Origin of the sequence: Rubrivivax rivuli (assembly GCF_004016505.1) — a bacterium.
GTDB lineage: Bacteria > Pseudomonadota > Gammaproteobacteria > Burkholderiales > Burkholderiaceae_C > Rubrivivax > Rubrivivax rivuli.
Genome location: NZ_SACR01000004.1, coordinates 136711 through 161658 on the forward strand (window position 1 = coordinate 136711; position 24948 = coordinate 161658).

General features: G+C 72.3%; 21 protein-coding genes. 8 read left to right on the forward strand and 13 right to left on the reverse strand.

The window, feature by feature from the left end; all coding sequences use genetic code 11:
* Window positions 1–49 precede the first annotated feature (49 nt).
* Window positions 50–853 (reverse strand): PEP-CTERM sorting domain-containing protein, encoded by an 804-nt coding sequence (locus EOE66_RS22150; protein WP_245479025.1) that lies wholly within the window; start codon window positions 851–853, stop codon window positions 50–52.
* Between the two features lie 209 nt (window positions 854–1062).
* Window positions 1063–2880, reverse strand: a complete 1818-nt coding sequence (locus tag EOE66_RS13020) for a GGDEF domain-containing protein (RefSeq protein ID WP_128229141.1) — start codon at window positions 2878–2880, stop codon at window positions 1063–1065.
* A gap of 293 nt (window positions 2881–3173) precedes the next feature.
* Between EOE66_RS13020 and EOE66_RS13025 the strand changes: the two genes are divergently transcribed.
* Genes EOE66_RS13025 through EOE66_RS13040 form a run of 4 tightly spaced genes read left to right on the forward strand, consistent with a single transcriptional unit; the run spans window position 3174 to window position 6669 of the window.
* A complete protein-coding gene (locus tag EOE66_RS13025; protein ID WP_128229142.1) occupies window positions 3174–3419 on the forward strand; it encodes an Arc family DNA-binding protein in 246 nt (81 codons plus the stop codon).
* Window positions 3420–3446: 27 nt separating this feature from the next.
* Complete coding sequence (locus tag EOE66_RS13030; RefSeq protein ID WP_128229143.1) at window positions 3447–3989, forward strand: hypothetical protein; 543 nt, start codon at window positions 3447–3449, stop codon at window positions 3987–3989.
* The gene (locus EOE66_RS13035) at window positions 3986–5593 is read left to right on the forward strand and encodes a hypothetical protein (RefSeq protein WP_128229144.1); all 1608 of its coding nucleotides are present in this window, start codon (window positions 3986–3988) and stop codon (window positions 5591–5593) included. Before EOE66_RS13030 ends, EOE66_RS13035 begins: the two co-directional genes overlap by 4 nt.
* Window positions 5590–6669, forward strand: coding sequence for a hypothetical protein (locus EOE66_RS13040; protein WP_205702696.1), 1080 nt, complete (start codon window positions 5590–5592; stop codon window positions 6667–6669). The genes EOE66_RS13035 and EOE66_RS13040 overlap by 4 nt, the downstream gene beginning before the upstream one ends.
* Before the next feature lie 31 nt (window positions 6670–6700).
* On the opposite strand, the gene EOE66_RS13045 is transcribed toward EOE66_RS13040, so the two are convergent.
* The 9 genes from EOE66_RS13045 to EOE66_RS13085 are packed head-to-tail and all read right to left on the reverse strand — an operon-like array spanning window position 6701 to window position 17126.
* Complete coding sequence (locus EOE66_RS13045; protein ID WP_128229146.1) at window positions 6701–8236, reverse strand: GDSL-type esterase/lipase family protein; 1536 nt, start codon at window positions 8234–8236, stop codon at window positions 6701–6703.
* A gap of 20 nt (window positions 8237–8256) precedes the next feature.
* Window positions 8257–9492: a glycosyltransferase gene (locus EOE66_RS13050; protein WP_128229147.1), complete on the reverse strand. Its 1236-nt coding sequence runs from the start codon at window positions 9490–9492 to the stop codon at window positions 8257–8259.
* 6 nt (window positions 9493–9498) lie between these two features.
* On the reverse strand, window positions 9499–10266 hold the full coding sequence (locus tag EOE66_RS13055; RefSeq protein ID WP_245479026.1) for a class I SAM-dependent methyltransferase: 768 nt from the start codon (window positions 10264–10266) through the stop codon (window positions 9499–9501).
* A 25-nt stretch (window positions 10267–10291) separates the two neighbouring features.
* On the reverse strand, window positions 10292–11260 hold the full coding sequence (locus EOE66_RS13060; protein ID WP_128229148.1) for a hypothetical protein: 969 nt from the start codon (window positions 11258–11260) through the stop codon (window positions 10292–10294).
* A 9-nt stretch (window positions 11261–11269) separates the two neighbouring features.
* A complete protein-coding gene (locus tag EOE66_RS13065; protein ID WP_128229149.1) occupies window positions 11270–12268 on the reverse strand; it encodes a class I SAM-dependent methyltransferase in 999 nt (332 codons plus the stop codon).
* Complete coding sequence (locus EOE66_RS13070; RefSeq protein ID WP_128229150.1) at window positions 12265–13677, reverse strand: oligosaccharide flippase family protein; 1413 nt, start codon at window positions 13675–13677, stop codon at window positions 12265–12267. The genes EOE66_RS13065 and EOE66_RS13070 overlap by 4 nt, the downstream gene beginning before the upstream one ends.
* Window positions 13674–14615, reverse strand: a complete 942-nt coding sequence (locus EOE66_RS13075) for a UDP-glucuronic acid decarboxylase family protein (protein ID WP_128229151.1) — start codon at window positions 14613–14615, stop codon at window positions 13674–13676. Before EOE66_RS13075 ends, EOE66_RS13070 begins: the two co-directional genes overlap by 4 nt.
* Window positions 14612–16123: a hypothetical protein gene (locus EOE66_RS13080; RefSeq protein WP_128229152.1), complete on the reverse strand. Its 1512-nt coding sequence runs from the start codon at window positions 16121–16123 to the stop codon at window positions 14612–14614. Before EOE66_RS13080 ends, EOE66_RS13075 begins: the two co-directional genes overlap by 4 nt.
* Complete coding sequence (locus tag EOE66_RS13085) at window positions 16083–17126, reverse strand: glycosyltransferase family 4 protein (RefSeq protein WP_128229153.1); 1044 nt, start codon at window positions 17124–17126, stop codon at window positions 16083–16085. The genes EOE66_RS13080 and EOE66_RS13085 overlap by 41 nt, the downstream gene beginning before the upstream one ends.
* A gap of 169 nt (window positions 17127–17295) precedes the next feature.
* On the opposite strand from EOE66_RS13085, the gene EOE66_RS13090 reads away from it, so the two are divergent.
* Entirely contained in the window at window positions 17296–18573 is a 1278-nt protein-coding gene (locus EOE66_RS13090) for a glycosyltransferase family 4 protein (protein ID WP_128229154.1), read from the forward strand.
* A complete protein-coding gene (locus tag EOE66_RS13095; RefSeq protein WP_128229155.1) occupies window positions 18570–19442 on the forward strand; it encodes a glycosyltransferase family 2 protein in 873 nt (290 codons plus the stop codon). Before EOE66_RS13090 ends, EOE66_RS13095 begins: the two co-directional genes overlap by 4 nt.
* 61 nt (window positions 19443–19503) lie before the next feature.
* Here EOE66_RS13095 and EOE66_RS13100 read toward each other — a convergent pair whose 3' ends face one another.
* On the reverse strand, window positions 19504–20133 hold the full coding sequence (locus EOE66_RS13100; protein ID WP_164885097.1) for a class I SAM-dependent methyltransferase: 630 nt from the start codon (window positions 20131–20133) through the stop codon (window positions 19504–19506).
* Window positions 20123–20674: an LbetaH domain-containing protein gene (locus tag EOE66_RS13105; RefSeq protein ID WP_245479027.1), complete on the reverse strand. Its 552-nt coding sequence runs from the start codon at window positions 20672–20674 to the stop codon at window positions 20123–20125. The genes EOE66_RS13100 and EOE66_RS13105 overlap by 11 nt, the downstream gene beginning before the upstream one ends.
* 260 nt (window positions 20675–20934) lie before the next feature.
* Here EOE66_RS13105 and xrtD point away from each other — a divergent pair, with 260 nt between their 5' ends.
* Both xrtD and EOE66_RS13115 read left to right on the forward strand, forming a co-directional pair.
* On the forward strand, window positions 20935–22518 hold the full coding sequence (gene xrtD / locus EOE66_RS13110; RefSeq protein WP_128229159.1) for a VPLPA-CTERM-specific exosortase XrtD: 1584 nt from the start codon (window positions 20935–20937) through the stop codon (window positions 22516–22518).
* An 8-nt stretch (window positions 22519–22526) separates the two neighbouring features.
* A complete protein-coding gene (locus tag EOE66_RS13115) occupies window positions 22527–24944 on the forward strand; it encodes a tetratricopeptide repeat protein (RefSeq protein WP_128229161.1) in 2418 nt (805 codons plus the stop codon).
* Window positions 24945–24948: the final 4 nt, after the last annotated feature.

A 24948-nucleotide genomic window follows, 5' to 3' on the forward strand; every position in this document is an offset into this window, starting at 1 on the left:
GCAGGCTTGGGCTGCGCAGGCCGCGTGGTGTGGTGAAGGGTGGAGGGGTTCAGGCGCGACGGCGGGCCACGAAGCCCACCACCAGCACGCCGGCCAGCAAGAGGGCATAGGTGCCGGGCTCGGGCACGGCACTCACGGCGTAGATGCCGACGGCGCTGTCGAGGTAGCCCGTGTAGACCGTGTTGCTGTCATTGATGACGGTGACGCTCAGCAAGGCTGTTTCGCCGAAGCTGTAGGCCCCAGGCGTGTAGGCCGCCGTGGCATTGCCTATCTCGCGGCTGTCGCTCATGCCTCCTGCCGAGAGCAGGCCTGTCGCATAGCCGAAGAGTTCGGTCGTGAGGTAGGAGTCGGGCAAGCCGGGCTGGTTGCCGCTGACGCCCAGGTTCAGAGCGCCGAGGAAGGTGACGGAGCTGCCGGGCTGCAAGCTGAAGAAGGAGCGTGCGGAGGCGCCGGCGGCGGTGTAGCCCGCCACGGGCGCCAGGCCCGACGCTTGCAACGCGGCGGCCTGGTTGCCGGCCTGGGCCATCACCGAGGCGCTGCTGAAGGTGCTGCCGCTGAAGCTCAGGGCCTGGCTGGCTGGCACGGCCACGCCGGTCTCGGTCATGCCGGCCTCGCTGAGCGTGGCGAACTGGGGCACGAAGCCGCCGACGCCGTCGGCCACCCAGGCCACGAAGCCGGCCGCCGAGGCCTCGCTGACGCTGCTGGAGGGCAAGAGCGGGTCGGCCAGCCAACTGAAGCCGCTGCCGGCGAGCACCGAAAACGACAAGGACGCGGTGGCAGCGCTCTGCGCATGCACTGGCGACATCGCTGCCAGCAGCAAGGGCGCAGCGCACAGGAATGGGTAGGGTTTCAAGCTCGGCTCCTGGGGTCGTGAGGGTGGACGTCGAGCCGCCCGCAGCGGGACATGGCGGGCGCGCACGCGCCCGGGCTCTGTGCCTCGCATGCTTGTGCAGCGCAGTGACTGCGGCGTGTCGGGCCCGCAGGGCCGAGCGGCTCATGCGGCGGCAAGCCCCACGCCGGCTGGGGAACCGGATCAGGCCGCCAGGCGCGTGGCCTGGGCGCTCAGAGCGGCATGGGCTGACGTGCCTCGGCCGCGCCGGCCTCCACGTACACCGCCAGCCCGCTCAGCTTGGCCCTTTGCTTGGCCAGGGCAGCGGCGTTGGCGACTTCCGACGCCTTCTGCAACCCGGTGCCGCGCCTGATGGGCACGGCGCCCATGTAGAGGCTGATGAAGCCGAAGAATCGGTGGGTGCCGTGCCGGTCTTCGGCTTCGATGCCGCCGCGGCCGCGGGCCTCGTCGTCGTAGAGCAGGCGCACGGCTTCGTCAAACTCGTCGACGATGCTTTCGCAGCGCGTCTCCCAGTCGTGGCTCTGGAACAGCATGACGAAGTCGTCACCCCCCACGTGCCCGACGAAGTCGCGCCGCGGGTCGCAGTGGCTCTGTATCTTCATCGACAGCAGCTTGATCGCCTCGTCGCCGCGCCAGTAGCCGTAGTAGTCGTTGAAGGGCTTGAAGTTGGCCAGGTCGGCGTAGCAGGCCACGAACTCGGCCCCGGCGGCGCAGAGGCGGTCGATGTGTTCGCTGATCGGGATGTTGCCGGGCAGCAGCGTCAGCGGGTTGGCATGGCGTGCGGCCTCCAGGCGGCTCTCCGTGACCTGGCGGACCAGTTGGTGGCCGGTGCCCAGGCCCTCGTACACGCCGTTCTGCACGTAGATGAAGCCCTCGGTGAGGTAACGCTGGTCGGGGCTCATCAGCACGCCCACCAGGGCATCGAAGTCGGCTTCGATGTCGACCACCGTGGGCCGGAGGTTGGCAAAGGTCAGGCTGGGCTTGCGGCCGTAGATTTCCTTGAAGAAAGGCTTGGCATGGCGGTCCAGGAAGTCCTGCCGCCCCAGCAGGCCCAGGGGGCGGCCCGCTTCGTCGACGAAGGCTGCGGCATGCCAGGCGGGGTTGGCATCGAAGAGGCGCGCCAGTTCGTCGCAGGTGGTCTGCGCTGCAATGCCCTGCGCGCGCAGCACGTGCACCTGGGTGACCCGGCCTGGCGAAGCGGCCACGCGCAGCGAAGGCAACACGGCCACGCGGCTGCTGCCCACCACCGCCAGGGCGGGGGCATCCACGGCATCGGCGGGTTGGCGGGCCGGCCGGCCCAGGAAGTAGCCCTGACCGAAGCTCAGGCCCAGGTCGCGCAGCACGCGCAGGTCGTCGGCCGTCTCGATGCCCTCGGCCACCAGCGCAGAGCCGAAGGTCTCGGCGATGTGCAGCAGGGCCTGCAGGGTCTTCAGGCGCTGCGCGTGGCGCGCGATGTCGGCGGTGAAGTACTTGTCGATCTTCACGTAGTCGGGTGCCAGCTCTGACCACAGGCGCAGGCTAGAGCGCCCGTCGCCGAAGTCGTCGAGCGCGAAGCGCGCGCCCGTGGCGTGCACCTGTTCGGCCACGCGTGCCAGCCGCGGGATGTCGCTGACGTGCTCGTGTTCTGTGATTTCGAAGACCAGGCGGTCTGGATCGATGCCGTGATGCAGCAAGGCCGCGCGAAGTTCGGCGGCGTCCTTGCCGTCGAAGCAGCGCACAAGGGCCGAGGCGCTGATGTTCACGAAGAGGCGGCCCGCACGTTGCATCTGCGACCACTGCCGCAGGGCCAGCGCAACGCAGGCCACTTCGAAGTCCTGCACCAGGCCTTCCCGGCGCGCGGCGGAGAACAGCGCATCGGGCGCCTGCAGCGGCATGCCCTGCGGCCCGCGCACCAGAGCCTCGTGCGCGTGGATGGACCCGCCGGTGAGCGAAACGATGGGCTGGTACGCCATCGACAGCGCGCCTTCAGTGAGCAGGCGCGAGAGCGGGCCGCTGCGGTCGCCAATGTTGTAAGCCAGGAGATCGGTCATGGGCTGCAGCCGTGGGTCTTCGGATGGGCAGGCGCGCTGTGGGCGAACCCACTGTAGGCGGGTTGATGGGCTGGGTATCGGCCTTGCCTGAGATGGGCTTCAGGGAAATTTTTGTCAAGACGCCGCCAGCTTTTCATCAATCCGTCATCAGCGAAAACACGCCCGTCCTTCCATCCCGGGCGCGCCGGATGCGGTGGTGTGGGGGTTCTAGACCTAAGTAGCTACGGAAGGCCTGCACGGCGTTCACGAGACGGCGCTTCAATGGCACCAGAACATCAACCATGGAGTGAGGTTTGAACGACGACCTGTTCATCAAGCGCATGCCCTTGGTCATCAAGGAGCTCATCGCTCGCGAGGCGGCACTGAACCATCGCTCGGTCAACCAGGAGGCCATCGCCTTGCTGGAAGAGGCGCTGCTCCACCGCATGGAGACCCAGAGCCCGCAGCGCCGCAATGTCCTGGCCACATTGAGTGGCTATGCGGCCCAGGCTTCGGCGCTGGCGGCCGCACCGCCGCTGGTGCCCAGCAGCAACGGCTGACGCCCCCTACCGAAAAGGCTTCTCCTCATGAACCCGATCCCCACCTCCTTGCTGGGCGCTGCCGCGTCCTGCGCTGCGCTGTGCCTGCTGCCGGGCGCTGCACTGGCGGCGCTGTCGACGACCCCGCTGGCGCCCTTCGCGCTCGAATCGGCGTCCGGGCCCTCCACGTCCGCCAGCAACCGTCTGAACGCAGCCCTGGCCGTGCTGGACGAAGCACAGACCTCCGCCGGCGAGCGCGCCTACCGTCTGGCTGTGACGCCCACCCCGGTCACTGCGCGCCTGGATGCCACGGCCCTGGCGATCGGCTCGCGCACGCGGCCCACGGCCTCCACGCTGAGCCTCTGGGCCTTCATCACCACGGTGCGGGCGCAGCAAAGCGGCGAGCGCTTCGTCATCCTCGAAGCCAACACTTCGCTGCTGCAACTGGCCGAAGGGCCGGTGGCCCCGGTGCCGCTGCCAGCTGCCGCCTGGCTGATGCTGGCGGGCCTGATGGGGTTGGCCGGCAGCGCCGGCCTGCGCCTCAGGCGCCCGCTGACGCCAGCGCTGGCCCCGGCAGGAGTGGCAGCGTGAAGTGCCCCCGGCTGGGTCTTCGCAGTGCGGGTCTCGGCGCGGTCGCGGCCGGGCTGCTGCTGGCGGCGTGCGGGGGCGGCGGTGGTGACGGGGGCGGCAGCGGTGGCAGCACGCAGCCCCTGGTCACGCCCAGCAGCGGCACCTACGCCTGGGTGCTGCGGGCCGAAGGCCGCACCGACGCGCTGCGCTACGCCCTGTCTCTCGTCCACCCCCAGGACAGCGCGACCGAGGTGCCCATCGAAGCCGCCAGTGCCTCGGTCACCGATGCGCGGCTGGTGGCCACGGGCACGGTCGATGGCGCAACCCAGCAGTCGGGCGCGCTGGAGCCCCATGCACTGGTCTACATCGTCGGCGGTGATGTGCGCCGCGTGCCCTTGCGCGCCAACGGCCAGCCGCCCCTGTCGCGCGTGAGCCGGGCAGGCACCAGCTCGGCCTGCCGCTTCGTCATCGACGCGGTGGACCACGCCAACCCGGAACGCTCGCGCTTCATCGTGGCCACCGCCGGGGCCGACGGCCAATGCGGCACCGCCGACGACGGCCGCGGCGAGCTGCGCCTGGACGCGACGCTCGGCCTGGTCTTCGCGCCCTTGGGCACCGATGCCCCCCTGGCCGTGCTGCGCGACGGCGCGACGCTGGCGCCTGCCGCGTGGCTGCTGCCGACCCAGGTGCAGCCCTGGGCGGCAGCGGCAGGCGCGGTCAGCTTCCGCAGCGCCAACCAGCCGGTGCAGCGGGTGCTGCAGGCCGCGCCCCGCACCTTGCTGGTGGAATCGGCCAACGGGGTCAGCGTCGTCGAGGTCGGGGCCGACCTGCGCGTGACGGAAACCGCCATCCCGTCGATGGCCAGCACGGGCTGGCAGGGGGTGGGGCACGACGCCACCCACTTCTTCGCCTTCCGCAACGGGGGCACCGAAGCCAGCCCTAACTGGACGTTGCAGCGCGTCTCGCGCTCTGCGCCCTCGGCCACCACGCTGGCCACCGCCAGCGGCCAGGTGACGCTGGCTTCGATGGGGCAGGACGTGCTCTACGCCACGGTGCTGGGCAGCAGCACCGTGCAGACCCTGCGCCTGCCCAAGGCGGTGCCCAATGCCTTCACCACGCTGGACAGCGGCAACCCGTCTGCACAGTTCACCACCGTCATCACGGGCGGCGCCGACGTGCACCTGCTGTGGCGCGTGACGGGCCTGAACACCGGCAGCCCGGTCTACACGGTGCAGATGGTCAACGAGAGCGGCACCGCGCTCTACACCGGCACGGGCGGCTTCTCGCTGGGCCTGGCCGACGCCGGGCGTGTCGACTTCAGGCGCAGCGAATCGCGCAGCCGCTTCCTCTTCGCCGAGAACTACGGCAGCCGCCTGTTCGGCGACGCCACGCTCGTGGTCTACGACAGCGCCATGCGGTCGGCCACGCGGGTGGGGCAGTTGCCGGGCAATGCCGAGTTCGGGGTGGACCTGGTGTTCGCCAACGCCCTGGCCGGGCCCACGGCGGCGGCCGGCGGCTTCGCGGCGCGCTCGATCAGCGGCGTGGTGCAGGCCAGCAACGCGCGCATCTTCAGCTTCGACCCGGCGGTGGCCAACAGCCTGCGCTACACCTCGCGGCAGCCGTGATCCCGCCCGTGTTGATGCAACTGGTGCCCGCGGGCCCGGGTGGCGTGCGTGACTTTGCCGAGGTGCTGCAGGCCTGCTGGCGCCGCCGGGGCCTGGCCTGCGACATCCACGCTCTCGACCCGGCGCAGGGCCTGCCACCCAGCCTGCGGCCCGCGGGTCTGGCACGTGCGCCGGTCGCCGTGCTGCTGCACTACTCCGGCTACGGCTACCAGCGCCGTGGCCTGCCCCTGACGCTGCTGCGGCAGCTGCGCGACCTGCGCGAGCATTGGCAAGCCGGCTTGCGCCTGGTCAGCTACTTCCACGAGAGCTACGCCAACGGGCCGCCCTGGAGTTCGGCCTTCTGGCTGTCGGGCCTGCAGAGCCGCCTGGGCCTGCAGCTGGCGCGCATGTCCGACGGTGTCTGCACGAATGCGCAGACCCATGCCGCCTGGCTGCTGCAGGCTCACGAGCGCCTGGCCGGCCAGGTGCATGTGCTGCCGGTGTTCTCGGCCATCGGCGAGCCTGCAACGCCGCCGGCACTGGACCCGGTGCCGGCGCGCGAGCCCGTGGCTGTCGTCTTCGGCGCCGCGCTCACGCGCGCCCGCGCCCTGCGTGCAACGGCCGATCTGGGCGCCGCCTTGCGCCGCCATGGCGTTGAACGCTTGGTCGAGGTGGGTCCGGGGGGGCCGGCCGTGGCACCGGCGGGGCTGCCGGTGGCCTACCTGGGCAGGCTGGAAGCCACCGAACTCCACGACCTGCTGCGGCGTGTGCACGCGGGCCTGATCGACTACCCCGCCTCGCTGCTGGCCAAGAGCAGCGTCTTCGCCGCCCTGGCGGCCCACGGCGTGCCCGTGCTCAACACCCGGGGTCACGACCATGACGCCGATGGCCTGCAGGCCGGCCGCCATTACGTCAAGCTGCAGGACGCGTCCGAGCAGCGGGCGCACAGGGCGCCAGCGCCGCGTCCGCCCTGCCTGGCCACGGCGGCTGATTGGCAATCGGTGGCGGCTCAGGCCCTGGCCTGGTACCGCCCGCACGAGGCTGAGCACCAGGCGCAACGGCTGGCCGCATTGTTGCTGGGCGCCGCTGCGCCCTGATGCCGCCAGTCCGGCTGCTGCCGCCCGCGCGCTAGAGCGAGGCCAGCCCCGCCCGGATGCCCTCGGCGATCTGCGTGCCCAGGTGCACCACACCAGCCACCGTGGGATGGGTACCGTCGGCACTGACGTAGAGGTCGCCGTTGCCGCGGCCCGTGGGTGCCGCCACGGTGCCCGTGCCCGTCTGCCAGGGGCCGCTGCCTGCGCTGCCGGCTCCGGCGCTGCTGGTCCAGCCGCCGCGCAGGTTGTCCAGGAAGATCCAGGGCCCGCCCACCTCGGCCAGGGCGTTGCGCACGGCTTCGGCCTTGGCCAGCGCCGTGGCTTCGGGCGGCACCGACTCGCGCGGCGCCCAGGGTCCGATGCCCACCAGCACGGCCTGCGGCAAGGCCGTGCGCAGCGCGCGGTGGTAGCTGCGCACCGCAGCCTCGAAGCCGTCGCGCGCGGCCTGGGCCGTGGCGTAGGGAAAGAGGGCCTGCGAGTTGTTGTCGTTGATGCCGCCCGCGGTGATGAACAGGTCGGGCGCCGAGCGGACGCAGCTGGCCAGGCGGGCCTCGAAGGCATCCCCCGGGTTGCCGCGGCCCGGCACCGAATTCGGTGCGTAGCCGGTGCCGCCAATGGCGTTGATGTCGATGTGCGCGATGCCCAGGCGCGCGGCGGCTTCCCAGAGCGGGCCGCCTGTGCTGAACACCTGGCCGGGCGCGCCACCGTAGGAATCGGCCATGGCGCCCATGGCGGCTTCGGCGCTGCGGTCCCAGGGCTGAAGGCTGTCCTGCGCATCGACGATGAGCGCGCACGGCCCCTGCGAACTGCGGGCGTACACCGAGACCTCGCGCGCCGCCCGGCTGCCAAAGTCGAAGCGCAGCATGGCGTTGGGTGCACTCAGGCTGGCGCCGCTGCCGGCGGGGCCCCAGCTGCGGTCGAACCAGCCGCCGGTCAGCAGGGCGCCGTCGACCACCACTGTCAGGTTGACCGCGATGCCGGCCATCAGCACCTCGAAGGCGCGCCCCTGCAGCCGGAAGTGCAGGGCGCAGACCCCTTCGCTGGCCAGCGTGGCGGCGGGGTGGCGCCGCTGCACCGGGAAGACGTTGACGCCCGAGATGCGCGCCACGCCCGGTGCCGGCGCCGTCCAGGTGTCGCGGCGGTGCCCCCAGACCTCGGCCACCTCGGCCAGGCTGGCGGTGTTGCCGTTGCTGAAGGCCGGCAGGAAACGCGCGTTGCTGCCGAATCCCGAGCTGGCATCGTTGCCCGGCCCCTGGGTCACGGTGTAGCCGCTGGCGGCCGCCTGCAGGGCTGGCCGCAGCAGCGCGGCCTTCAGGCGCTGCACGGTGGGCGGCGGTGGCTGCACCGGCGGGGGCACGGGCGGTGTGGGCGGCGGTGGGGCCGGGGCCACGGGCGCCGGCGCGGGCGAGGCGCCACCACTTCCGCCACCCCCGCCGCAGGCAGACAAGGGCCCGGCCAGCCCCAGGCTGCTCCAGGCGGCCAGGCGCAGCAGCGCCGCGCGGCGTGCAGCCGTGTGCGGGGCCAGCGCAGGGCCGGGGGCGGGCGCAGGGTGGGAGTCGTCTTGGATCATGCGGTGCTCGTCGGGGCGGATCAGACTGGCAGGCGAGACCCTGGCGCCACGGTGGCGCCCGGGCTGCACTTCGGCTGCTCCAGCCGCAGCACTTCTTCGTACACCGCGAGGCAGCGGTCGATGGCGTTGTCGGCTTGCAGCGCTGCGGCCCGTGCCAGGCCGCGTGCGCGCCGGTGGGCTGCGGCTTCGGGTGCTTCATTGAGCAGGCCCGCCACTGCAGTGGCCGCATCGGCTGCCCATGCCGCCAAGGCCTGCGGGCCGGGCAGGCGGGGCAGGTAGAGCGGCGCGTCGCCGCCCACTTCCGTCAGCGGTGCGACGCCCGTGCAGACGACCGGGCAGCCGCAGGCCAGGGCTTCGGCCACGGGCCAGCCGTAGCCCTCGGCCAGGCTGGGAAAGAGCAGCGCCCGCGCACGGGCGTACAGCGCGTGCAGCAGCGCTGGCGCCACCGGGTGGAGCCAGCGCACCTGCCCCGCCGCGGGCAACTGCTGCAGTTGCAGACGCACTGCGGCCCCGGGCGTGGGGCTCACCATCAGCAGCAGGGGAACCGGCGCGCCCGCTGCCTCCAGGCGACGCACCAGCTGGCCATACAAGGCCACGACGCCGGCCGTGTTCTTGTACCACTGCCCACCGCCCACATGCAGCAGCCACCCGGCGGCAGGCGTCTCCAGGCCGGCGGCCTGCAGCACCGCGTCGGCCGCGGCCGGCGGCAGGGGCGTGTAAGGGTGGTTCAGGCCGTTCAGCACCACGACCGAGGTCTTCGCGGCGCGCCCGCGCAGACCGAGGCGGTGCAGTTCGCTGCGGGTGTGGGCCGAGATGCTGATGAAGTGGCGTGCCTGCGCAAAGCCGCGGCGGATGCAGCGCTGGTACAGCCGGCCGCTGGCCCGCGTGGGGTTCTCGGGCACCTCGCCCAGCGCCGAGGCCAGGGCCAGCAGGTCGTGGCAATGCACCACGTGCGGCCGCTGCGCCACGCTGGGCACCCAGGGCCCCAGGGCCTGGTCGCAGACGACGTACAGCGTGTCGGGCGGGTCGGCCTTCAGCTGCCGCTTCAACTGCCGCGGAAAGAGCAGGTACTGGTCCACATAGCCGCCCCATTTGGCCCAGGCGGTGTGCCGCAGCCACTGCCAGCAGCGCGGCTGGGCGCTGCGCAGCTCGACCTGGTGGCCGCGCGCGGCGCATCCGTCCATCAGCATGCGCGCATAGGCATCCTGGCTGCGCAGGCCGAGGAAGGCAGGGTGGGCCAGGAAGACCAGGCGCATGGCCGTTCAGGCGCCGCGTGCGTGCCCGGCGCCGACCTCGGCACTGGTGCGGCGTGCCACCAGCACCATGCTCTTCCAGAGCCAGGGCAGGCGGCCCACGCCATGGAAGCCCACCACTTCGAAGCCGTTGTCCTGCAGCAGCAGCCCCAGGGTGTGGCGGCTCCAGAACTTGACGTGCCCGCCATACCAGAGCGCGGTGTGGTGGTGGTCCCAGCGGCCGGCCAAAGAGAGAGCGAGGTTCTTCAGGTAGCCGTGGTAGGGCGTGGAGACGATCAGCCAGCCCCCCGGCGGCAAGAGGCCGGCGGCCAGCGCAGGCAGCCGGTGTGGCGCGTGCAGGTGCTCGATCACCTCGGTGGACACCACGGCGTCGAAGCTGCCGTGGCTTTCGCGCAGCAGGGCGGCGTCGGCCTCCACGCCCAGGGTTTCGATCTGGGCGCCAGGTGCCGTGCGCCGCGCCCAGGCCGCGCCCTGCGCGTCGGGTTCGAGACCCAGCACCTCGTGGCCGGCACGCACCAGCGCGGCACACAGCGCGCCGTTACCGGCACCGATATCGACGACACGCCGCGCACGCAGCCTTTGCAGCAGCTGCAAGACCTTGGGGGTGACGTAATGGCAGGCGTGCGGTGCCTGGCTGGATTGCCAGCCGTAGGCCGCTGCCGAAGGCGTGGGCGCTTCGGCTGCCGTGCTGCCCGGCGCCATGCCGGGCGCAAAGGTCCTTGGGGCCGCCGAGGGGTGCAGGGCTTCTGCGGCGGGCTCGTGAGGTTCGGTCGTCATCATCGTGGTGCCCTTGAGGTCCGAGTCACGCGCGGCGGTAGCAGCGGCCGAGCAGGGCGGCCAGGGCCAGCTCGGCCGGCTTGGTCCAGCGCACCCAGGCCGGCAAGGTGACGAGCGGGCCCCCCGCGTGTTGCCAGAAGGCCTTGTCGGCGGGCCGGGGCGGCACACCGCCCAGTGCCTGCCGCAGGTAGGCGCGCTGCCAGGGTTTGGCGGCGCCCAGCGCGTGGGGCAGCAGCCAGGGCCCGGGCTTCAGGGCCATGGCCTCCTGGCCGATGACGCTGACCGCCAGGCTGCAGGCCTCGATGGCCACGTTCAGCCCGTCCTGGTCGGTGCGGTCGAAGCAGCCGGCAAAGCCCGTGGAGCGGTAGTTGGCGTCGGCGGTGAGCGCCAGCCCCAGCGAGCCGATCTCGTGGGCCATCAGCTGCATCGCGCTTTCCCAGTGCAGCAGGAACTCGCGCTGTTCGCGGCGCAGCCCGATGAAGCCGCCATTGACATACTCGGCCCCGCGGAAGCGCAGCGCCAGCCCGTGCGATGCGTAGTAGCGCCGCCAGCCGACGCGGCGCGGGTGGTTCTCGGGCAGCGGGGAATTCAGGTCTTCGCACAGCGCCACGCCACAGCTGACCCATTGCTCGAAGAAGGACCAGGGCCGCACGAGCACGATGTCGGGGTCGAGGTAGAACAGGGCATCGGTCTCGGCCCCGGCCGCGCTGTCCAGCAGCTGCAGCATGAACGCGGGCTTGTGGTTGGTGAGGTGGTGCTCGGTCGTCAGCGCCACGAACACCAGCCGCAGACGGGGCGTCACCTCCAGCACGCGGGCCTCGCCCCAGGGGCCGGGCCAGGGCCTGGCCGTGCCGGCCTCGGCCCAGCGCGGCAGCGCACCGCGGTAGCCCGCGATCAGGTCGCCTTCGAAGCCGGCGTGATGCAGCGAATTGGCCAGGGCCGCCACGCCGTGGTGGTAGTTGCCTTCGAACAGGGTGCAGACCAGGCTGCGCATGGGGTGTCCTCAGCGGTTCAGGGTGTAGCGGGCCAGCATCGAAAAGCCGCTGGCCTGGTCCATGGGATGGCGGCCCCAGGCCCACAGGCCCAGCGCCGCCAGGCGTGCCAGGCCGCGCCGCAAGGGCCGCGGCCAAGGGCTGGCCGCCAGCAGCGCGGCGACGGCGCGGTTGCGGCGCCCCACCTCCCACACGCATTGGCGCCAGGGCAGCGGCTCGTGGTGCAGGCTGCGAAGTTGCCAGCCTTGCCGCTCGCCCAGCGCCTGCAGCGCGCGCGGCGTCCAGCGCGTCAGGTGGTGCGGTGGCGCGTCCAGATCGTCGCTCTCACCGCAGAGGCGGTCGGGCCGGCGGTCGCTGGGCACGGCCACCCACAGCTGCACCGCGGGCGTGCCCAGCGCCCGTGCAAGCTCGAAGAGCGCGGCCGGCCGGGGCAGGTGTTCAAGCACGTGGAAGGCGGTGATGTGGCTGGCGGGCTCGGACAGCGCGACGCCCTCGGCCGCACCCCCGGTGGCGACATGCGCCTCCAGGCCGCGCTGCTGCACGGCCGCCACGCCGGCGGGCGAGAAGTCGATGCCGATGGCCCTGCGCACGCGCCCGGCCGCCAGCCCCAGGAAGTGCCCGCTGCCGCAGCCGTGGTCGAGCACCGTGTCGGGCGGACCCAAGGCCCGCAGCACCTGGCCGTACTCCCAGCGCTCGGCCGGGTACAGCGGCAGCGCCTCGTAGAGCGTGCCGTACCAGGCTGGCGGTGGCGCCAGCATCGGGTCGGCGAATTCCAGCGCGCAGTGCGGGCAGCGGTGCATGGTGTAGCGCCCCAGCGGCGCGGGGTGCGCCTGCGCCAGCGCGGCCAGCGTGTCCGAAGCCAGGCCTGCCGCGTCGGCACGGGTACCCACGCGCTCTTGCGCCGCGCGCTGCGCGTAGGCCGCATGCTGCGTCGGCACCGACACCGAGCCCAGGGCGGCCGCCCCCAGCTGTCCGCAGGCGGGGCAGGCCGGGTCCGCGGCTGCGTTCACTGCCGCACTCCCGGCGCCCACAGGCGCGTGTTGCCCAGCAGGCGCCAAGCGGTGTAGCCCACCAGCAGCAGCACCGAGGCCGCGGCCACGGCCGTGTTGATCTGGAAGGCGCCGGCCGCGGTGCCGGCGTCGAAAAGCAGCAGCGCAGCCAGCAAGGCCAGCAGCCCGAGGGGGATGTTCAGCAGCGCCGGCACGATCCAGCCGCGCGCCGCGCCGATGGCGTAGACCGCGCCAGCCCACACCGAGAGCGTGGTCGACAGCACCATCCACGGGGTCTCGGCCTTCAGGTGCAGGTACTGCGGGCCCAGCACCCACAGCAGCGGGCCCGGCAGCAGCAGCGCGAGTGTCCCCAGGGCAGCGCACAGCAGCGCGAAGCCTGCATTCACGAGCCCGAAGCCGGTGCGCAGTTCACCGGCCAGGCGGGGGCGCGCGAAGTAGGGGGCCACCAGGGCCGCCAGCACGTTGCTCAGCACCGTGAACAGCATGGCCAGGCGCGAGAGCGCGCCCACCTCGGCCACCTGCTGCGCCTGGCCCAGCCAGGCCACCAGGGCCACCGGCAGCTGGGCGCTGAGGCAGTAGTACACCGAGTTGGGGGCCTGCCTTGCCACCAGTGCCTGCAGGCGGGCTGCATGGCCCTCGGCCTGGGCCGCTGCGGCACCTTCGGCTGCTTCGGCCTCTGCGTGTGCAGTGGCCGGGCCAGCGTCCGGCCGCCAGGCCGGCGCCGCCCAGCGCAGCGCGGCTGCCAGCAGCAGCGTGGGCAGCGCCATCAGCAGCGCGCCGATGCCGATGTCGATGACCCCCACGCCGGCGCCGGCCACCGAGCACACCCGCGCGGCGTGCACCGCGAACTCCAGCTTCTGCTGCAGGGCGGCCTGCCCCTGCAGCCGCATCAGCGCGATGGCCAGCGCGTTGCGTGCGTTGACCAGCCCCAGCAGCAGGCACAGGCCCACCAGCGCGGCGGTGGCGGGCAGGGACAGCGCGGGGTCGCCGAGCAGCAGCGCGCCCAGCGCGGCCAGGGGCAGCAGCAGCAGGCCGAACAGGCGCCACTGCAGGCGCCTCGCCGCTTGCTGCAGGCGCGCCAGCGCGGCACGGTCGGCATGGTGGGGGCCGCCCAGCGACAACATGGCCGAGGACAGGCCCAGGTCCAGCATCACCGACACCAGGCTCAGCAGTGCCACCGCGGCGGTGTAGTGCCCGTAGTCGGCCGGCGCCATCCAGCGCACCAGCAGCAGGCCCGCGACGAAGCCCAGCAACTGCACGCCGCCCTGGGCCGCTGCAAAGCCCAGCAACTGCCGCAGCCGGCGCTGGTTCAGCAAGCCCCGCAGCAGGGCCGCCGGCGCGGGGCCCGGCCCCATGGCCAGGCCCGGGCTGGCCGACACGGTCGCTGGCGGCTGCGGCCGGATGCTCATGCGGCCAGCACCCGCCTGAAGTGCTCGATGGTCGGCACCAGGCCGTCGCGCAGCGTGACCGTGGGCTGCCAGCCCAGCGCCTGGCGCGCCAGCTCGATGTCGGGGCGGCGCTGGCGCGGATCGTCAGGGGGCAGGGGCTTGAACACCAGCGCAGAGCGGCTGCGGGTCAGCGCCAGCACGTTCTCGGCCAGCTCCAGCATCGTGTATTCACCCGGGTTGCCCACGTTCACCGGGCCGGTGAAGCCGCGTTCGGTCGTCATCATGCGCATCAGGGCTTCGACGAGGTCGTCGACGTAGCAGAAGCTGCGCGTCTGCTGCCCGTCGCCAAAGATGGTGATGGGCTCGCCGCGCAGCGCCTGCACGATGAAGTTGCTGACCACGCGCCCGTCGTTGGGGTGCATGCGCGGGCCGTAGGTGTTGAAGATGCGCACGACCTTGATGTCCAGGCCGTGCTGGCGGTGGTAGTCGAAGAACAAGGTCTCGGCGCAGCGCTTGCCTTCGTCGTAGCAGGCGCGCAGGCCGATGGGGTTGACGTTGCCCCAGTAGCCCTCGGTCTGCGGGTGCACGGCCGGGTCGCCGTATACCTCGCTCGTGCTGGCTTGCAGGATGCGCGCCTTCACGCGCTTGGCCAGGCCCAGCATGTTGATGGCGCCGTGCACGCTGGTCTTGGTGGTCTGCACGGGGTCGTGCTGGTAGTGCACCGGGCTGGCTGGGCAGGCCAGGTTGTAGATCTGCCCGACTTCGACGTACAGCGGAAAGGTCACGTCGTGGCGCATGAACTCGAAGTGGCGGCTGCCGATCAGGCCTTGCACGTTGTGCCGGCTGCCGGTGTAGAGGTTGTCGACGCAGAGCACGTCGTGCTGCGCCTGCACGAGGCGTTCGCACAGGTGCGAGCCCACGAAACCGGCGCCGCCGGTGACCATGATGGTGTCGTTCATCGATGCAGCTTTCTGGGGGGTCTGGGCCCGCGTTGGAGAGTGAGCCGACCGGGGCCCGTGCCCGGCCGCGGATGTCGGGGCGGGGCCTGCCGGCAGGCGGCCATCAGCAGGCCCGCGAAGAGCCAGCCGTAGACGTTGATGGCGCCCTGCCCGGTGATCTGCCCGAGCACTAGCACATAGCCGACGTAGGAGAACAGCAGCATCGGCGCCGGGTCGTCGCTGAGCTTCAGCGTGCGCAGCACCTGCGCGGCCAGCCAGCCGGCCAGCAGCAGGCGGAAGGCGATGTAGCCCAGGCCGGCCAGCGGGCCGATGTCGACCATGTGGCGCGCGAAATCGGTCTCGGCCAGCTGGCCCGGGCGCACGCCATCGATCACGGCGTCCAGCGTGATGCTGGCGTTGCCGCCATAGCCCAGGCCCCAGCCGAGCAGCGGCACCTCGCCGAGCAGGCGCAGGAAGTCGACAAGCCCGTAGGCAGCGCGCCCGAACACGCCCCACTCGAAGTGGCGGCTCTCGGCGGCATCGGCCACCGTCCAGCGTTCGACGAAGGCGGCGAAGCCCTCAGGGAAGACCAGCGGGTACAGCACCAGCGACAGCAGGCTCAGTGTCAGGGGCCACACCAGTGCGCGTGTCTTGAGGGCCGCGCCGCGGCCCAGCAGGCCCAGCAGCACCGCGAAAGCCAGGCACAGCCCGGCCTGCAGCACCGTGCCCCGGCTGCCGCTGAGCGCCAGGGCCGTGAGCACGCCGGCGGCGCCGCCGGCCAGCAGCCACACGGGGGGCTGCGGCAGGCGGCGCGGGGTGAGGAAGGCCAGCAATGCGATGGCGCAGGCGGTGGCCGCGAACTGCTGCTGTCCGGCGCCGGAGGCGAAGGGACCCATGGGCCGCGTGCGCTCGGCCGTGGCCGTGAGGCCCCGGAACTGCAGGTCTTCGTCGGCAGCGGTGCCGACGTTGATGGCCGCGCCCGGCGGCGAGAAGAACTGTGCCGCCACCAGCAGGCCGATGGGCACGGCGAGAAACAGCGTCAGGGCATAGAAGCGCTGCAGGTCCCGGGCCTGGAAGGTCTGGCCCACCAGGAAGGCGAGCGGCAGGTAGAGGAAGTAGGCGCGCCAGCCGTAGACACCCAGCAGCAGGCGCAGCTCGCTGGGTGGGCCGCTGGCGGCCTGCGCCGCCCCCAGCGCGACCCCCAGCACCGCCATCCACAGTGCCGCGGTGAGCAGGGGCTGCCGGCGCGGCCACAGGCCGTGCTGCCAGGCCAGCGCGTAGGCCAGCAGCAGCAGCGGGTCGCGTACGAAGAAGAGGTACTGGCTGAATTGCGGCAGCGCCCACTTGCGCAGCGCGCCTTCGAAGATGGCCAGCAGGTAGATCGCGAAGACCAGCGCGACCACCTGGCGCCGGCCGCGCTCGGCAGCGCCCACGGCCACCCGCTGCAGGGCGCCATGGCGGGCGCGCGCCAGCGCGCGCGGTGCGGGCTCAGGCCTGGCGCGCCAGGGCCACGGAGCGGTGCTGCGCATGCTGTTCCAGCAACTGAAGGTAGGCCTGCGCGACCGCGGCGGGTTGGTGCTGCTGCAGGTGGCGCCGCACGCGCGGGTCGTGGGCGATGCCGCTCTCGGGCGCCGAGCGCAGCACCGGCACCAGGCGCGCGGCGAGCGCCAGGGGGTCGCCCTTGGCGAACACCACGCCCGCCGGGCCGGCGGCCTGGGGCAGGCCGCCGCTGGCCGCCACCACCGGCACGCAGCCGCAGGCCTGGGCTTCCAGGGCGACCAGGCCGAAGGGCTCTTCCCACACCGAAGGCACCACGGCCACGCGGTGCTGGTGCAGCGCCTGCACGAGCGCCTCGCCGCGCAGGGCCCCCGTGAAGCGCACCAGGCCCTGCAGCCCGAGCACGGCCACCAGGCCCTGCAGCGCAGCGCCTTCGGGTCCTTCACCGACGATGGTGAGCGTGTGGCGGTGGCCGTGGGCGTGCATCAGCGCCAGGGCGTGCAGCATCACCGAGAAGCCCTTGTCGCTGACGAGGCGGCCGACGCAGACGATGTCGCGGTTGCGCGCGATGCCCGGCACGCTGCGGAACAGCGTGCTGTCATAGGGGTTGGGCAGCACGTTGCAAGGCAGGCCGAGATCGGCGGCCAGCGCCCCGCTGACGGCCACGTTGCGCGCATGGCGCAGCGCCAGGCGCTTCCAGCCGGCGGCCCGCGCAGCGGGCCCCTGGCGCGGCAACCAGGTGTGGTGGGCCACCACCCAGGGGCGCCGCAGCGCCAGCAGCGGCCAGGCGAGCCGCAGGCTGACGTTGTTGTGCAGCACCACGTCGCTGCGCTCCACGGCGCTCCACAGGGCGCGTGCGCCGGGCTGGCGCAGCACGGCGTAGGGCGAGTCGTCGGCCTCGGCGCCGGCAGCCGTCTGCGTCACGACGGTCAGGCCGTGGCCGGCCTCGTGGAAGCCCCGGGCCAGCAGTTCGGTCACGGTCTCGATGCCACCCACCGAAGGCCTGAAAGGCACCGAGCACATCAAGATGTTCATCGCCACACACCCGGCCGGCGTCTGGCGCCGGCGCACACCGCTCGCCGCGGCACTGGAAGCCCTCAAGCGTAGGCAGGCAATGTTTCCGGCGTGAGTCAGTGCCGGCCGTGCCGGGCGGCGGCGCGCCGTCGGGGCATCGTCACAAACCGCCGTTAGCCTGCGGCGCCTGATGTCTTCCAGCCCTCCAGACGCCGTCGTCGTCAACTTCAACGCGCCCGAGCTCAACCAGCTGGCTGGTGCACTGGCCCGCCGCGGGCTGCTGCGGCACTTCGTGCGGCCCTACGTGAACAAGGAGCGCGCCTGGGAGCGGGCCCTCGGCCGCCTGCCCATGGGCCGTTCGATCTATGCCGGCACGCTGGGCCGGCGCCGCCTGGGAGAGCCGGCACTGGTGCCGCTCACGCGCGAGGCTGGCGTGGCCTGCGACTGGTCGGCCGCGCTGGTCGGGCGCCAGACCTGGCTGCCCGGGGGCTGGCGGCACGCCTGGACCAACGGCCTGAACATGCAGGTGCGGGCCGCGGTCTCGCGTGCTGGCGGGCGGCTGGCGCGCGAGGCGGGCTGCATCGTGGCCTACGAGGGATTCGCGCTGGAAGCTTTCCAGGCCGTGAGGCCGGGTTCGGCACGGCGCCTGCTCAACTACCCCGTCGCCCACCACCGCGAGCGCCGCCGCGTGCGCGAAGAGGAACTGGCGCTGGAGCCCGACTTCGCCGCCACCTGGCCGGGCTTTGCCGACTGGGGGCCCGGACACGAAGAGCGCCTGGACGAGGAGATCGCGCTGGCCGATGGCGTGCTGCTGGGCTCCGAGTACGCGGCCCGCAGCTTCCTGGCGCAGGGCGTGCCGGCCCACAAGCTCTGCGTGGTGCCCTACGGCGTCGACCTGCAGACCTTTTGCCCCGGCCCGGGGCCCGAAGCCTCGCGCGGGGCCGGGGATCGTTTCGAAGTCATCTACGCCGGGCAACTCACCCAACGCAAGGGGCTGAGCTACCTGCTGCGGGCTTACGCGGCCTTCGCGCGGGCGAACACCGCGCTCACGCTGGTGGGCGCCCCGGTGGGCAGCGAGGCCCCGCTGCGGCCCTATGCCCACCTCTTCGAGCATGTGCCGCACCAGACGCGGCCGGCGCTGGCCGCGCGTTACCGCCGCGCGCAGGTCTTCGTGCTGCCCACGCTGGTGGAAGGCATGCCGCTCGTGGTGCTGGAAGCCATGGCCTGCGGCTTGCCGGTCATCGTCACCGCCAACGGGCCCGGCGGCATCGTGCGCGACGGCATCGACGGCTTCATCGTGCCGCAGCGTGACGCCGCTGCCGTGCAGGAGAAGCTGGAACTGCTCTACCGCGACCCTGCCCTGTGCGCAGCCATGGGCCGCCAGGCCGCGCAACGCGCGCAGGACTTCAGCTGGGAGGCCTACAGCCACGGCGTGCTGAGGCACATGCATTGCGGGGTGCAGGCATGACGGTGCCGGAAGACAGGAACCTGGCGCGCGTGCGCTGCCGCGTGGTGGTGCTCACCTTCAACTGCGAAGGCATCATCGCCGAGACCCTGGCGCAGGCGCGCCGCATCGACCCCCGGCCCTTCGTCGTCGACTCCTACTCGAAAGACGCCACGCTGGCGCAGGTAGGCGCCGAGGCCGAGGTGGTGCAGCGCCCCTTCAGCAACTATGCCGAGCAGCGCAACTGGGCCATCGCGCAGGTGGCCGCCAGTTCCAGCTGGCAGCTGCACCTGGATGCCGACGAGGTGCTGGACGACGAAGCCGTGGCCGCCATCCTGCAGGTGCTGCAGGCCGGTGATGCGGCCACCCACCAGGCCTATCTGCTGCGCAGGGTGGACTACTTCATGGGCAAGCGCCTGCGCCACAGCGGGTTGAACCCCTGGCACCTGCGCCTCTTCCGCAGCGGGCAGGGGGCTTGCGAACAGCGCCTTTACGACCAGCACTTCGTCAGCCCGCACCCCACGCGGCGCCTGGCCGGCTGCATGCACGACAAGAACGCGCTGACCCTCACCGACTGGACCGCGCGCCACAACCGGTGGAGCGACCTGGAGGCCGCCGAACTGCTCGGGGGCCACGCCAGCGCTGCCGTCGGCGGCAGCCTGCAGCCGCGCCTGCTGGGGGACGCTCGGCAGCGAACACGCTGGCTCAAGGCGGCCTACTACCGCATGCCCGGCGGGCTGCGCGCAGCGGCCTACTTCGTCTACCGCTACGTCTTCCGGCTCGGCTTCCTCGACGGCCGCGAAGGCCTCTACTTTGCCTTCCTGCAGGGCCTGTGGTTCCGGCTGCTGGTGGACGCCAAGTTGCACGAGGCGCGCAGCGGGCCTCCGCGCTGAGCGCGTCCGGGGCCCGGGACGCACACGCGTCGCCGCAGCCATGAAGCCGACGGCACCGCCCTCAGCGGCGCGCCACCAGCAGCATCGAGCGCGCCAGCGGCGGCACACGGCCCAGCCGCTGCAGGTCCAGCGGCGTGAAACCGGCCTGTACCGCCAGGGCGGTGAGCGTCTGGCGCGAGAAGAACTTCAGCCGGCCGTGGTGCAGCAGGGCCTGCAGGCGCAGGTCGGTGCGGCCCAGCAGCGCGATGCCCAGGTTCTTCAGGTAGCCGTGGTAGGGCACGCTCAGCAGCAGCAGCCCGCCCGGGCGCAGCACCTGGAGTGCGTGGGCCAGCAACTGCTCGGGCCGCGCCACGTGGTCCACGGTCTCCACCGCCACCACGGCATCGAAGCGGCCTTGCCAGGCCGCCGGCGGCGGCAGCAGCGCATCGCCCTGGTGGAACGGCACTTCCGGGTGCGCAGCGCGCGCGATCTGGATGCCACTGTGGCTGAGGTCAAGACCGGTGGCCTCGAAGCCGCATCGCGCCAGCGCTGCCGTCAGCCAGCCGTTGCCACAGCCCAGGTCCAGCACGCGGTGGGCACCATGGCGGTCCAGCGCCATCACCACCGGCCGGGCCATGTGCGCGTGGATGGCGGCAGGGCCACCTTCCACCCAGAGGTACTCCGACCTCGCGACCAGCGGCTCAGCTTGCATGGGGCCGCTTGCGTTGTCTGTGCCAGCGCGCCGGCACCCCGGCATACACGCCCCAGGGTTGCAGCGCCCGGGTGGCCACGGCCCCCAGCGCCAGCACCGCGCCCTCGCCCAACTGCACGCCCGGGCAGACGGTGGCGCGCGCCGCCACCCAGGCGTAGGCGCCCACCTCGATGTGGCGGCTCACCATCGGAAAGGCCGGGTCATCGACATCGTGCCCCGCACCGCACAGGTAGGCCTGCTGCGAGATCACGCAGTGCGAGCCCAGGTGCACTCCAGCCGGGTTGTAGACCACCGCTTCGTCGGCGATGCACACCGCGTCTTCGCACACCAGCAGCCAGGGCGCCCAGACGCGAGCGGCCGGGTAGATGTGGCAGTTCGGCCCGAGCTGCGCGCCGAAGAGCCGCAACAAGGCGGCGCGCCACGCGAAGGCGGGCCGCGGCGAGGTTCTGAAGAGCATCAGCCACACCACGCTCCACAGCGCCCGCCCGGCGCGGCTGCGCAGGCTCGTGCTCGGCACGAGGTAGGGGTCGGTGGCAGGCAAGGGGGGCGCGGGGCGGTGCATCGGTAACGGGAACGCGGCATGGGGCCGGGCGGCGGTGGGTGTCGCGCAGCGGAATGCGGATCTTGAAGGCGGCCTGTGTCCGGTGCTTGACAGGCGGCCGCGGCGCCGCGTGCTCCGCGGCGCTGCGCCGCACGGGCCTGTGGCGCCATGGCCTTGTCACAGGCCCTGCCTAAGGTGGCGGGTTCCAGCGGCTTGCCGCGTCTCCTGTTCGGCCGCTGCGCGGCCCGGCCTCGCCCCGCATGTCCTCCACCCTGTCTGCCCCGCCGCCTGCATCTGCCTGGAAATGGGGGGCGCCGCACTGGCTTGCCTGGGCGCTGGCCCTGGCACTGCTGGTGGTGTGGCACCACGGGGCGCTGGAGTTCATGGTGGCCACCTGGCAGCAGGTGGAGGAGTACAGCTATGGCTGGTTCGTGCCCTGCATCAGCGCCTTCCTGGTCTGGCAGCGCAGCGACCAGTTGAGGGGCCATGCGCTGAACGGCTCATGGTGGGGCCTGGCCGTGCTGGTGCTCGGGCTGGCGATGGGGGCGGTGGGCGAACTGAGTGCCATCCGCGTGATCGGCCAGTACGGTTTCGTGGTCGGGCTCTGCGGCTTGGTGCTGGCCGCGCTGGGCCTGCGCGGGCTGCGCCTGCTGGCCCTGCCGCTGGCCATGCTGCTGTTCATGGTGCCCTTGCCGCAGTTCGTGCTGCGCGAGGTCTCGCACGTGCTGCAGTTGCTGTCGTCGGAACTGGGCGTGGCCCTGATCCGCGCCTTCGGCATCAGCGTGCACCTGGCGGGCAACGTCATCGACCTGGGCGCCTACAAGCTGCAGGTGGTGGAAGCCTGCAACGGCCTGCGCTACCTCTTCCCCTTGCTGGTGCTGGGCACCTTGGCCGCGTGCTTCTTCCAGGCGCCGATGTGGCAGCGTGTGCTGCTGGTGGTGTCCACCGTGCCGCTCACCATCGCGATCAACAGCCTGCGCATCGGGCTTATCGGCGTGACGGTGGAGAACTGGGGCAGCGAGATGGCTGAGGGGCTGGTGCATGACCTCGAAGGCTGGTTCATGTTCCTCATCTGCCTCGCGCTTCTGGTGGTGGAGATGCGCTTGCTGGCGCGCTGGAGCGGGCGCAAGACCCGGCTGAACGAGTTGCTGCTGCTCGACGCGCCGGCCCCGATGCCCGCCGGCAGCACGCTGCAGCCGCGGCGCTTTCCGCGTTCCCTGGCGGCGGCCCTCCTGCTGCTGTCGCTGTGCGCTGCGGCCGCCTGGATGCAGCCCCAGCGCGCGCAGCAGGTGCCCCCGCGCGAGACCTTTGCCAACTTCCCGCTGCAACTGCCCGGGGGCTGGGAAGGGCGCAGTGACCGCATCGCGCCCGACGTGCTGGCTGCCCTGGCCCTCACCGACTACCACCTCGCGAACTACGCCCGCCCTGGTGAACCCTGGGTGAACTTCTATGTCGCCTACTACGCCAGCCAGAGCGGTGGCGAATCAAGCCATTCGCCGCGCACCTGCATCCCTGGCGATGGCTGGTCGCTGTCTGAGCTTCGGGAGCACGCGCTGGCATTGCCCGGCGGCACGCTGGTGGTGAACCGCACGCTCATCCAGAAGGGCGACCAGCGCCAGCTCGTCTACTACTGGTTCCGCCAGCGCGGGCGCCACCTCACCGGCGAGTTCGCCGTGAAGTGGCACATCCTGGCCGATGCCATCACGCGCGATCGCTCCGATGGCGCGCTGGTGCGTGTCGTCACCCCGCTGCCTCCCGGCGAAGACCCCGCCGTCGCCGACCGGCGGCTGCTCGGATTCGTGGCCGAGATCCACGGCCGCCTTGGCACCTACGTTCCCGATTGAGAGACCCCATGAAGCGCGACCTTGCCCGACCCCGCCTCCAGCCCCTGATCACGGCCCTGGCCGTCTGCTTGGTGCTGGGGGCCTGCAGCAGCCGCGAAGACCGCATTGCCTCGGGCCTGCGCAAGGCGGCGGAACTGCAGCAGCAGGCCGATTGGGACAAGGCCGGTGTCGAGGTGCGCAACGTGCTGCAGATCGACCCCAAGAACGCCCCCGCCCACCTGCTGGCCGCGCAGATCAGCGAAGGCCAGCGCGAGGTGCAGCGCGCCTATGGCCAGTACGCCAAGGCGCTGGAGCTGCAACCCGGCATGGTGGATGCCAAGGCCGGCATGGCGCGGCTGCTGCTGGTTACCGGCGACCGCGCGCGCGCGCAGACCCTCGTTGACGAGGTGCTGGCTGCCGCGCCGCAGCATGCGCGCGCGCGCACGCTGCAGGCTGCCCTGCTGGCGGCGCACGGGCAGGCTGCCCAGGCGCAGAAGGTGGCCGAAGAGGTGCTGAAGGACCCGCAGGCGCCCGTCGACGCCAGCCTGACACTGGCCGCCCTGCACACCAACGCCCAGCGCTGGCCCGAAGCCTTGCAGGTGCTGGATGCAGCGCTGCAGAAGCACCCGCGTGACATGGACCTGATCCAGGCTGCTGTGCAGGTGACCGCGGCCGCCAGCCCGGGCAACCCGGCGCTGGCTGGCAAGGCCGAGGCCTACTTTCGCCGCGCTACCGAAGCGGCGCCGCGCAATCATGAGCTGTGGCTGAGCTGGGCCCGTTACCACCTGGTCGCCAAAGAGGTCGACAAGGCCGAGTCCGTCATGCGCGCAGCCGTGCAGGCCCAGCCCGACGATGGCAAGCGGCGCCTCGCGCTGCTGGAGTTCGTGCGCGCCGTGCGTGGCGACGAGGCCGCGGAGAAGGCCTACCTGGCCGCCATCGACGAAAAGCCGCGTGACATGGCGGTGCGCTTCGGCCTGGCCCAGCTCTACCGCAGCACCGGCCGCTTGGCCCAGGCCAAGCAAACCCTGCAGTCCGTGCTGGACAAGGCCGACGACACCCCCAGCCTGCTGGCCGCGCGCAACCAGCTCGCGGCCCTGCACCTGGCCGAAGGGCAGCCGGCGGAGGCGCGCAGGCTGCTGGAAGAAGTGCTCAAGAGCAACCCGCGCGATGCCGCCGCGCTGCTCATGCGCGGCCGCATGCACCTGGCCGAGGGCCGGGCGCGCGACGCCGTGGCCGACCTGCGCGGTGCCCTGCGCGACCAGCCCGGTGCGGTGGAGGTGGTGCAACTGCTGGCCCAGGCCCACCAGGCCGCCGGCGAGCCGGCGCTGGCGCGCGATGCGCTGGCCGAGGGCGTGAAGCAGCGCCCGCGCGAGCCCGCCCTGCGCGCCCTGCTGGCCACCGCCATGGCCGAGGCCGGTGAACTCGACGCGGCGCACAACGAGCTCGAGCAGGCCTTGCGCCTGATGCCGCAGGCCGCCTCTCTGTACCAGCTGCAGGCCCAGCTTGCCTCCGCCCGGCGCGACTACGCCGGCGCTCAGGCCACGCTGGAGCGCTACCGCGCGGCCTTTCCGCAGGAGGCCGATCCGCACGTGCGCCTGGGGCGCCTGCTGACGCAGCAGGGCCGCACCGCGGCCGCGCTGCAGGCCTACGACGCTGGCGTGGCCGTGGCGCCTGCCGACCCAGCGCCCTTCCTGGCCGGCGTGGCGCTGCTGGGTGGTCTGAAGCGTTACGACGAAGCCCTGGCTCGCATCGCCGCGCGCGACCAGCAACAGCCCAACAACCGGGCCGTTCATCTGCAGGTGCGTGGCGAAGTGCTGGCCCTGCGTGGCGACCTGGCCGGCGCCGAGCGGGTGTACCGCGAGGCGCTCGCCGCCACGCCGGGCCAGCTCAACGCCTATCTCGGCCTGGCGCGCGTGCAGCGCGCACAGGGCCGCACTGACGAGGCCTTGAAGGTGCTGGCCGACGGCGAGCGCGCGCTGCCGCAGGAACGGGTGCTGCCCACGCTGCGGGCCGAAACGCTGGCGCAGGCGGGGCGGCACGACGAGGCCATCGCGGCTTACGAGGTGCTGGCGCGACGCCACCCCGAAGACGACGGCATCGCCAACAACCTGGCCTACCTGCTGGCCGAGTTCAAGGGCGACCGCGCGAGCACCGAGCGGGCGCTGCAACTGGCCTCGCGCTTTGCCGGCTCGCGCAATGCCGGGCACCTGGACAGCCTGGGCTGGATCCACTACCAGCTCGGCCAGTACGACAAGGCGCGGCCCTTGCTGGAGAAGGCCGTGTCGCTGGCCTCGCCGCCTTCGCCGCTGATGCAGCTGCACCTGGGCAAGGCCCTGGTGAAGACGGGCGACACCGAGCGTGGCCGGGCACTCATCCGCCAGGCGCTGGCCCGCGAGCCCAAGCTGCCCCGCGTGGAGGAAGCGCGGGCGCTGCTGGCCCAGGGCTGAGGGC

Excerpts from the sequence above, each read along its gene's own strand:
- EOE66_RS13020 (WP_128229141.1), bottom strand. The coding sequence starts at position 2,880 with ATGACCGATCTCCTGGCTTACAACATTGGCGACCGCAGCGGCCCGCTC.
- EOE66_RS13030 (WP_128229143.1), top strand. The coding sequence starts at position 3,447 with ATGAACCCGATCCCCACCTCCTTGCTGGGCGCTGCCGCGTCCTGCGCT.
- EOE66_RS13045 (WP_128229146.1), bottom strand. The coding sequence starts at position 8,236 with ATGATCCAAGACGACTCCCACCCTGCGCCCGCCCCCGGCCCTGCGCTG.
- EOE66_RS13050 (WP_128229147.1), bottom strand. The coding sequence starts at position 9,492 with ATGCGCCTGGTCTTCCTGGCCCACCCTGCCTTCCTCGGCCTGCGCAGC.
- EOE66_RS13055 (WP_245479026.1), bottom strand. The coding sequence starts at position 10,266 with ATGACGACCGAACCTCACGAGCCCGCCGCAGAAGCCCTGCACCCCTCG.
- EOE66_RS13060 (WP_128229148.1), bottom strand. The coding sequence starts at position 11,260 with ATGCGCAGCCTGGTCTGCACCCTGTTCGAAGGCAACTACCACCACGGC.
- EOE66_RS13070 (WP_128229150.1), bottom strand. The coding sequence starts at position 13,677 with ATGAGCATCCGGCCGCAGCCGCCAGCGACCGTGTCGGCCAGCCCGGGC.
- EOE66_RS13075 (WP_128229151.1), bottom strand. The coding sequence starts at position 14,615 with ATGAACGACACCATCATGGTCACCGGCGGCGCCGGTTTCGTGGGCTCG.
- EOE66_RS13080 (WP_128229152.1), bottom strand. The coding sequence starts at position 16,123 with ATGCGCAGCACCGCTCCGTGGCCCTGGCGCGCCAGGCCTGAGCCCGCA.
- EOE66_RS13085 (WP_128229153.1), bottom strand. The coding sequence starts at position 17,126 with ATGAACATCTTGATGTGCTCGGTGCCTTTCAGGCCTTCGGTGGGTGGC.
- EOE66_RS13090 (WP_128229154.1), top strand. The coding sequence starts at position 17,296 with ATGTCTTCCAGCCCTCCAGACGCCGTCGTCGTCAACTTCAACGCGCCC.
- EOE66_RS13095 (WP_128229155.1), top strand. The coding sequence starts at position 18,570 with ATGACGGTGCCGGAAGACAGGAACCTGGCGCGCGTGCGCTGCCGCGTG.
- EOE66_RS13100 (WP_164885097.1), bottom strand. The coding sequence starts at position 20,133 with ATGCAAGCTGAGCCGCTGGTCGCGAGGTCGGAGTACCTCTGGGTGGAA.
- xrtD (WP_128229159.1), top strand. The coding sequence starts at position 20,935 with ATGTCCTCCACCCTGTCTGCCCCGCCGCCTGCATCTGCCTGGAAATGG.
- EOE66_RS13115 (WP_128229161.1), top strand. The coding sequence starts at position 22,527 with ATGAAGCGCGACCTTGCCCGACCCCGCCTCCAGCCCCTGATCACGGCC.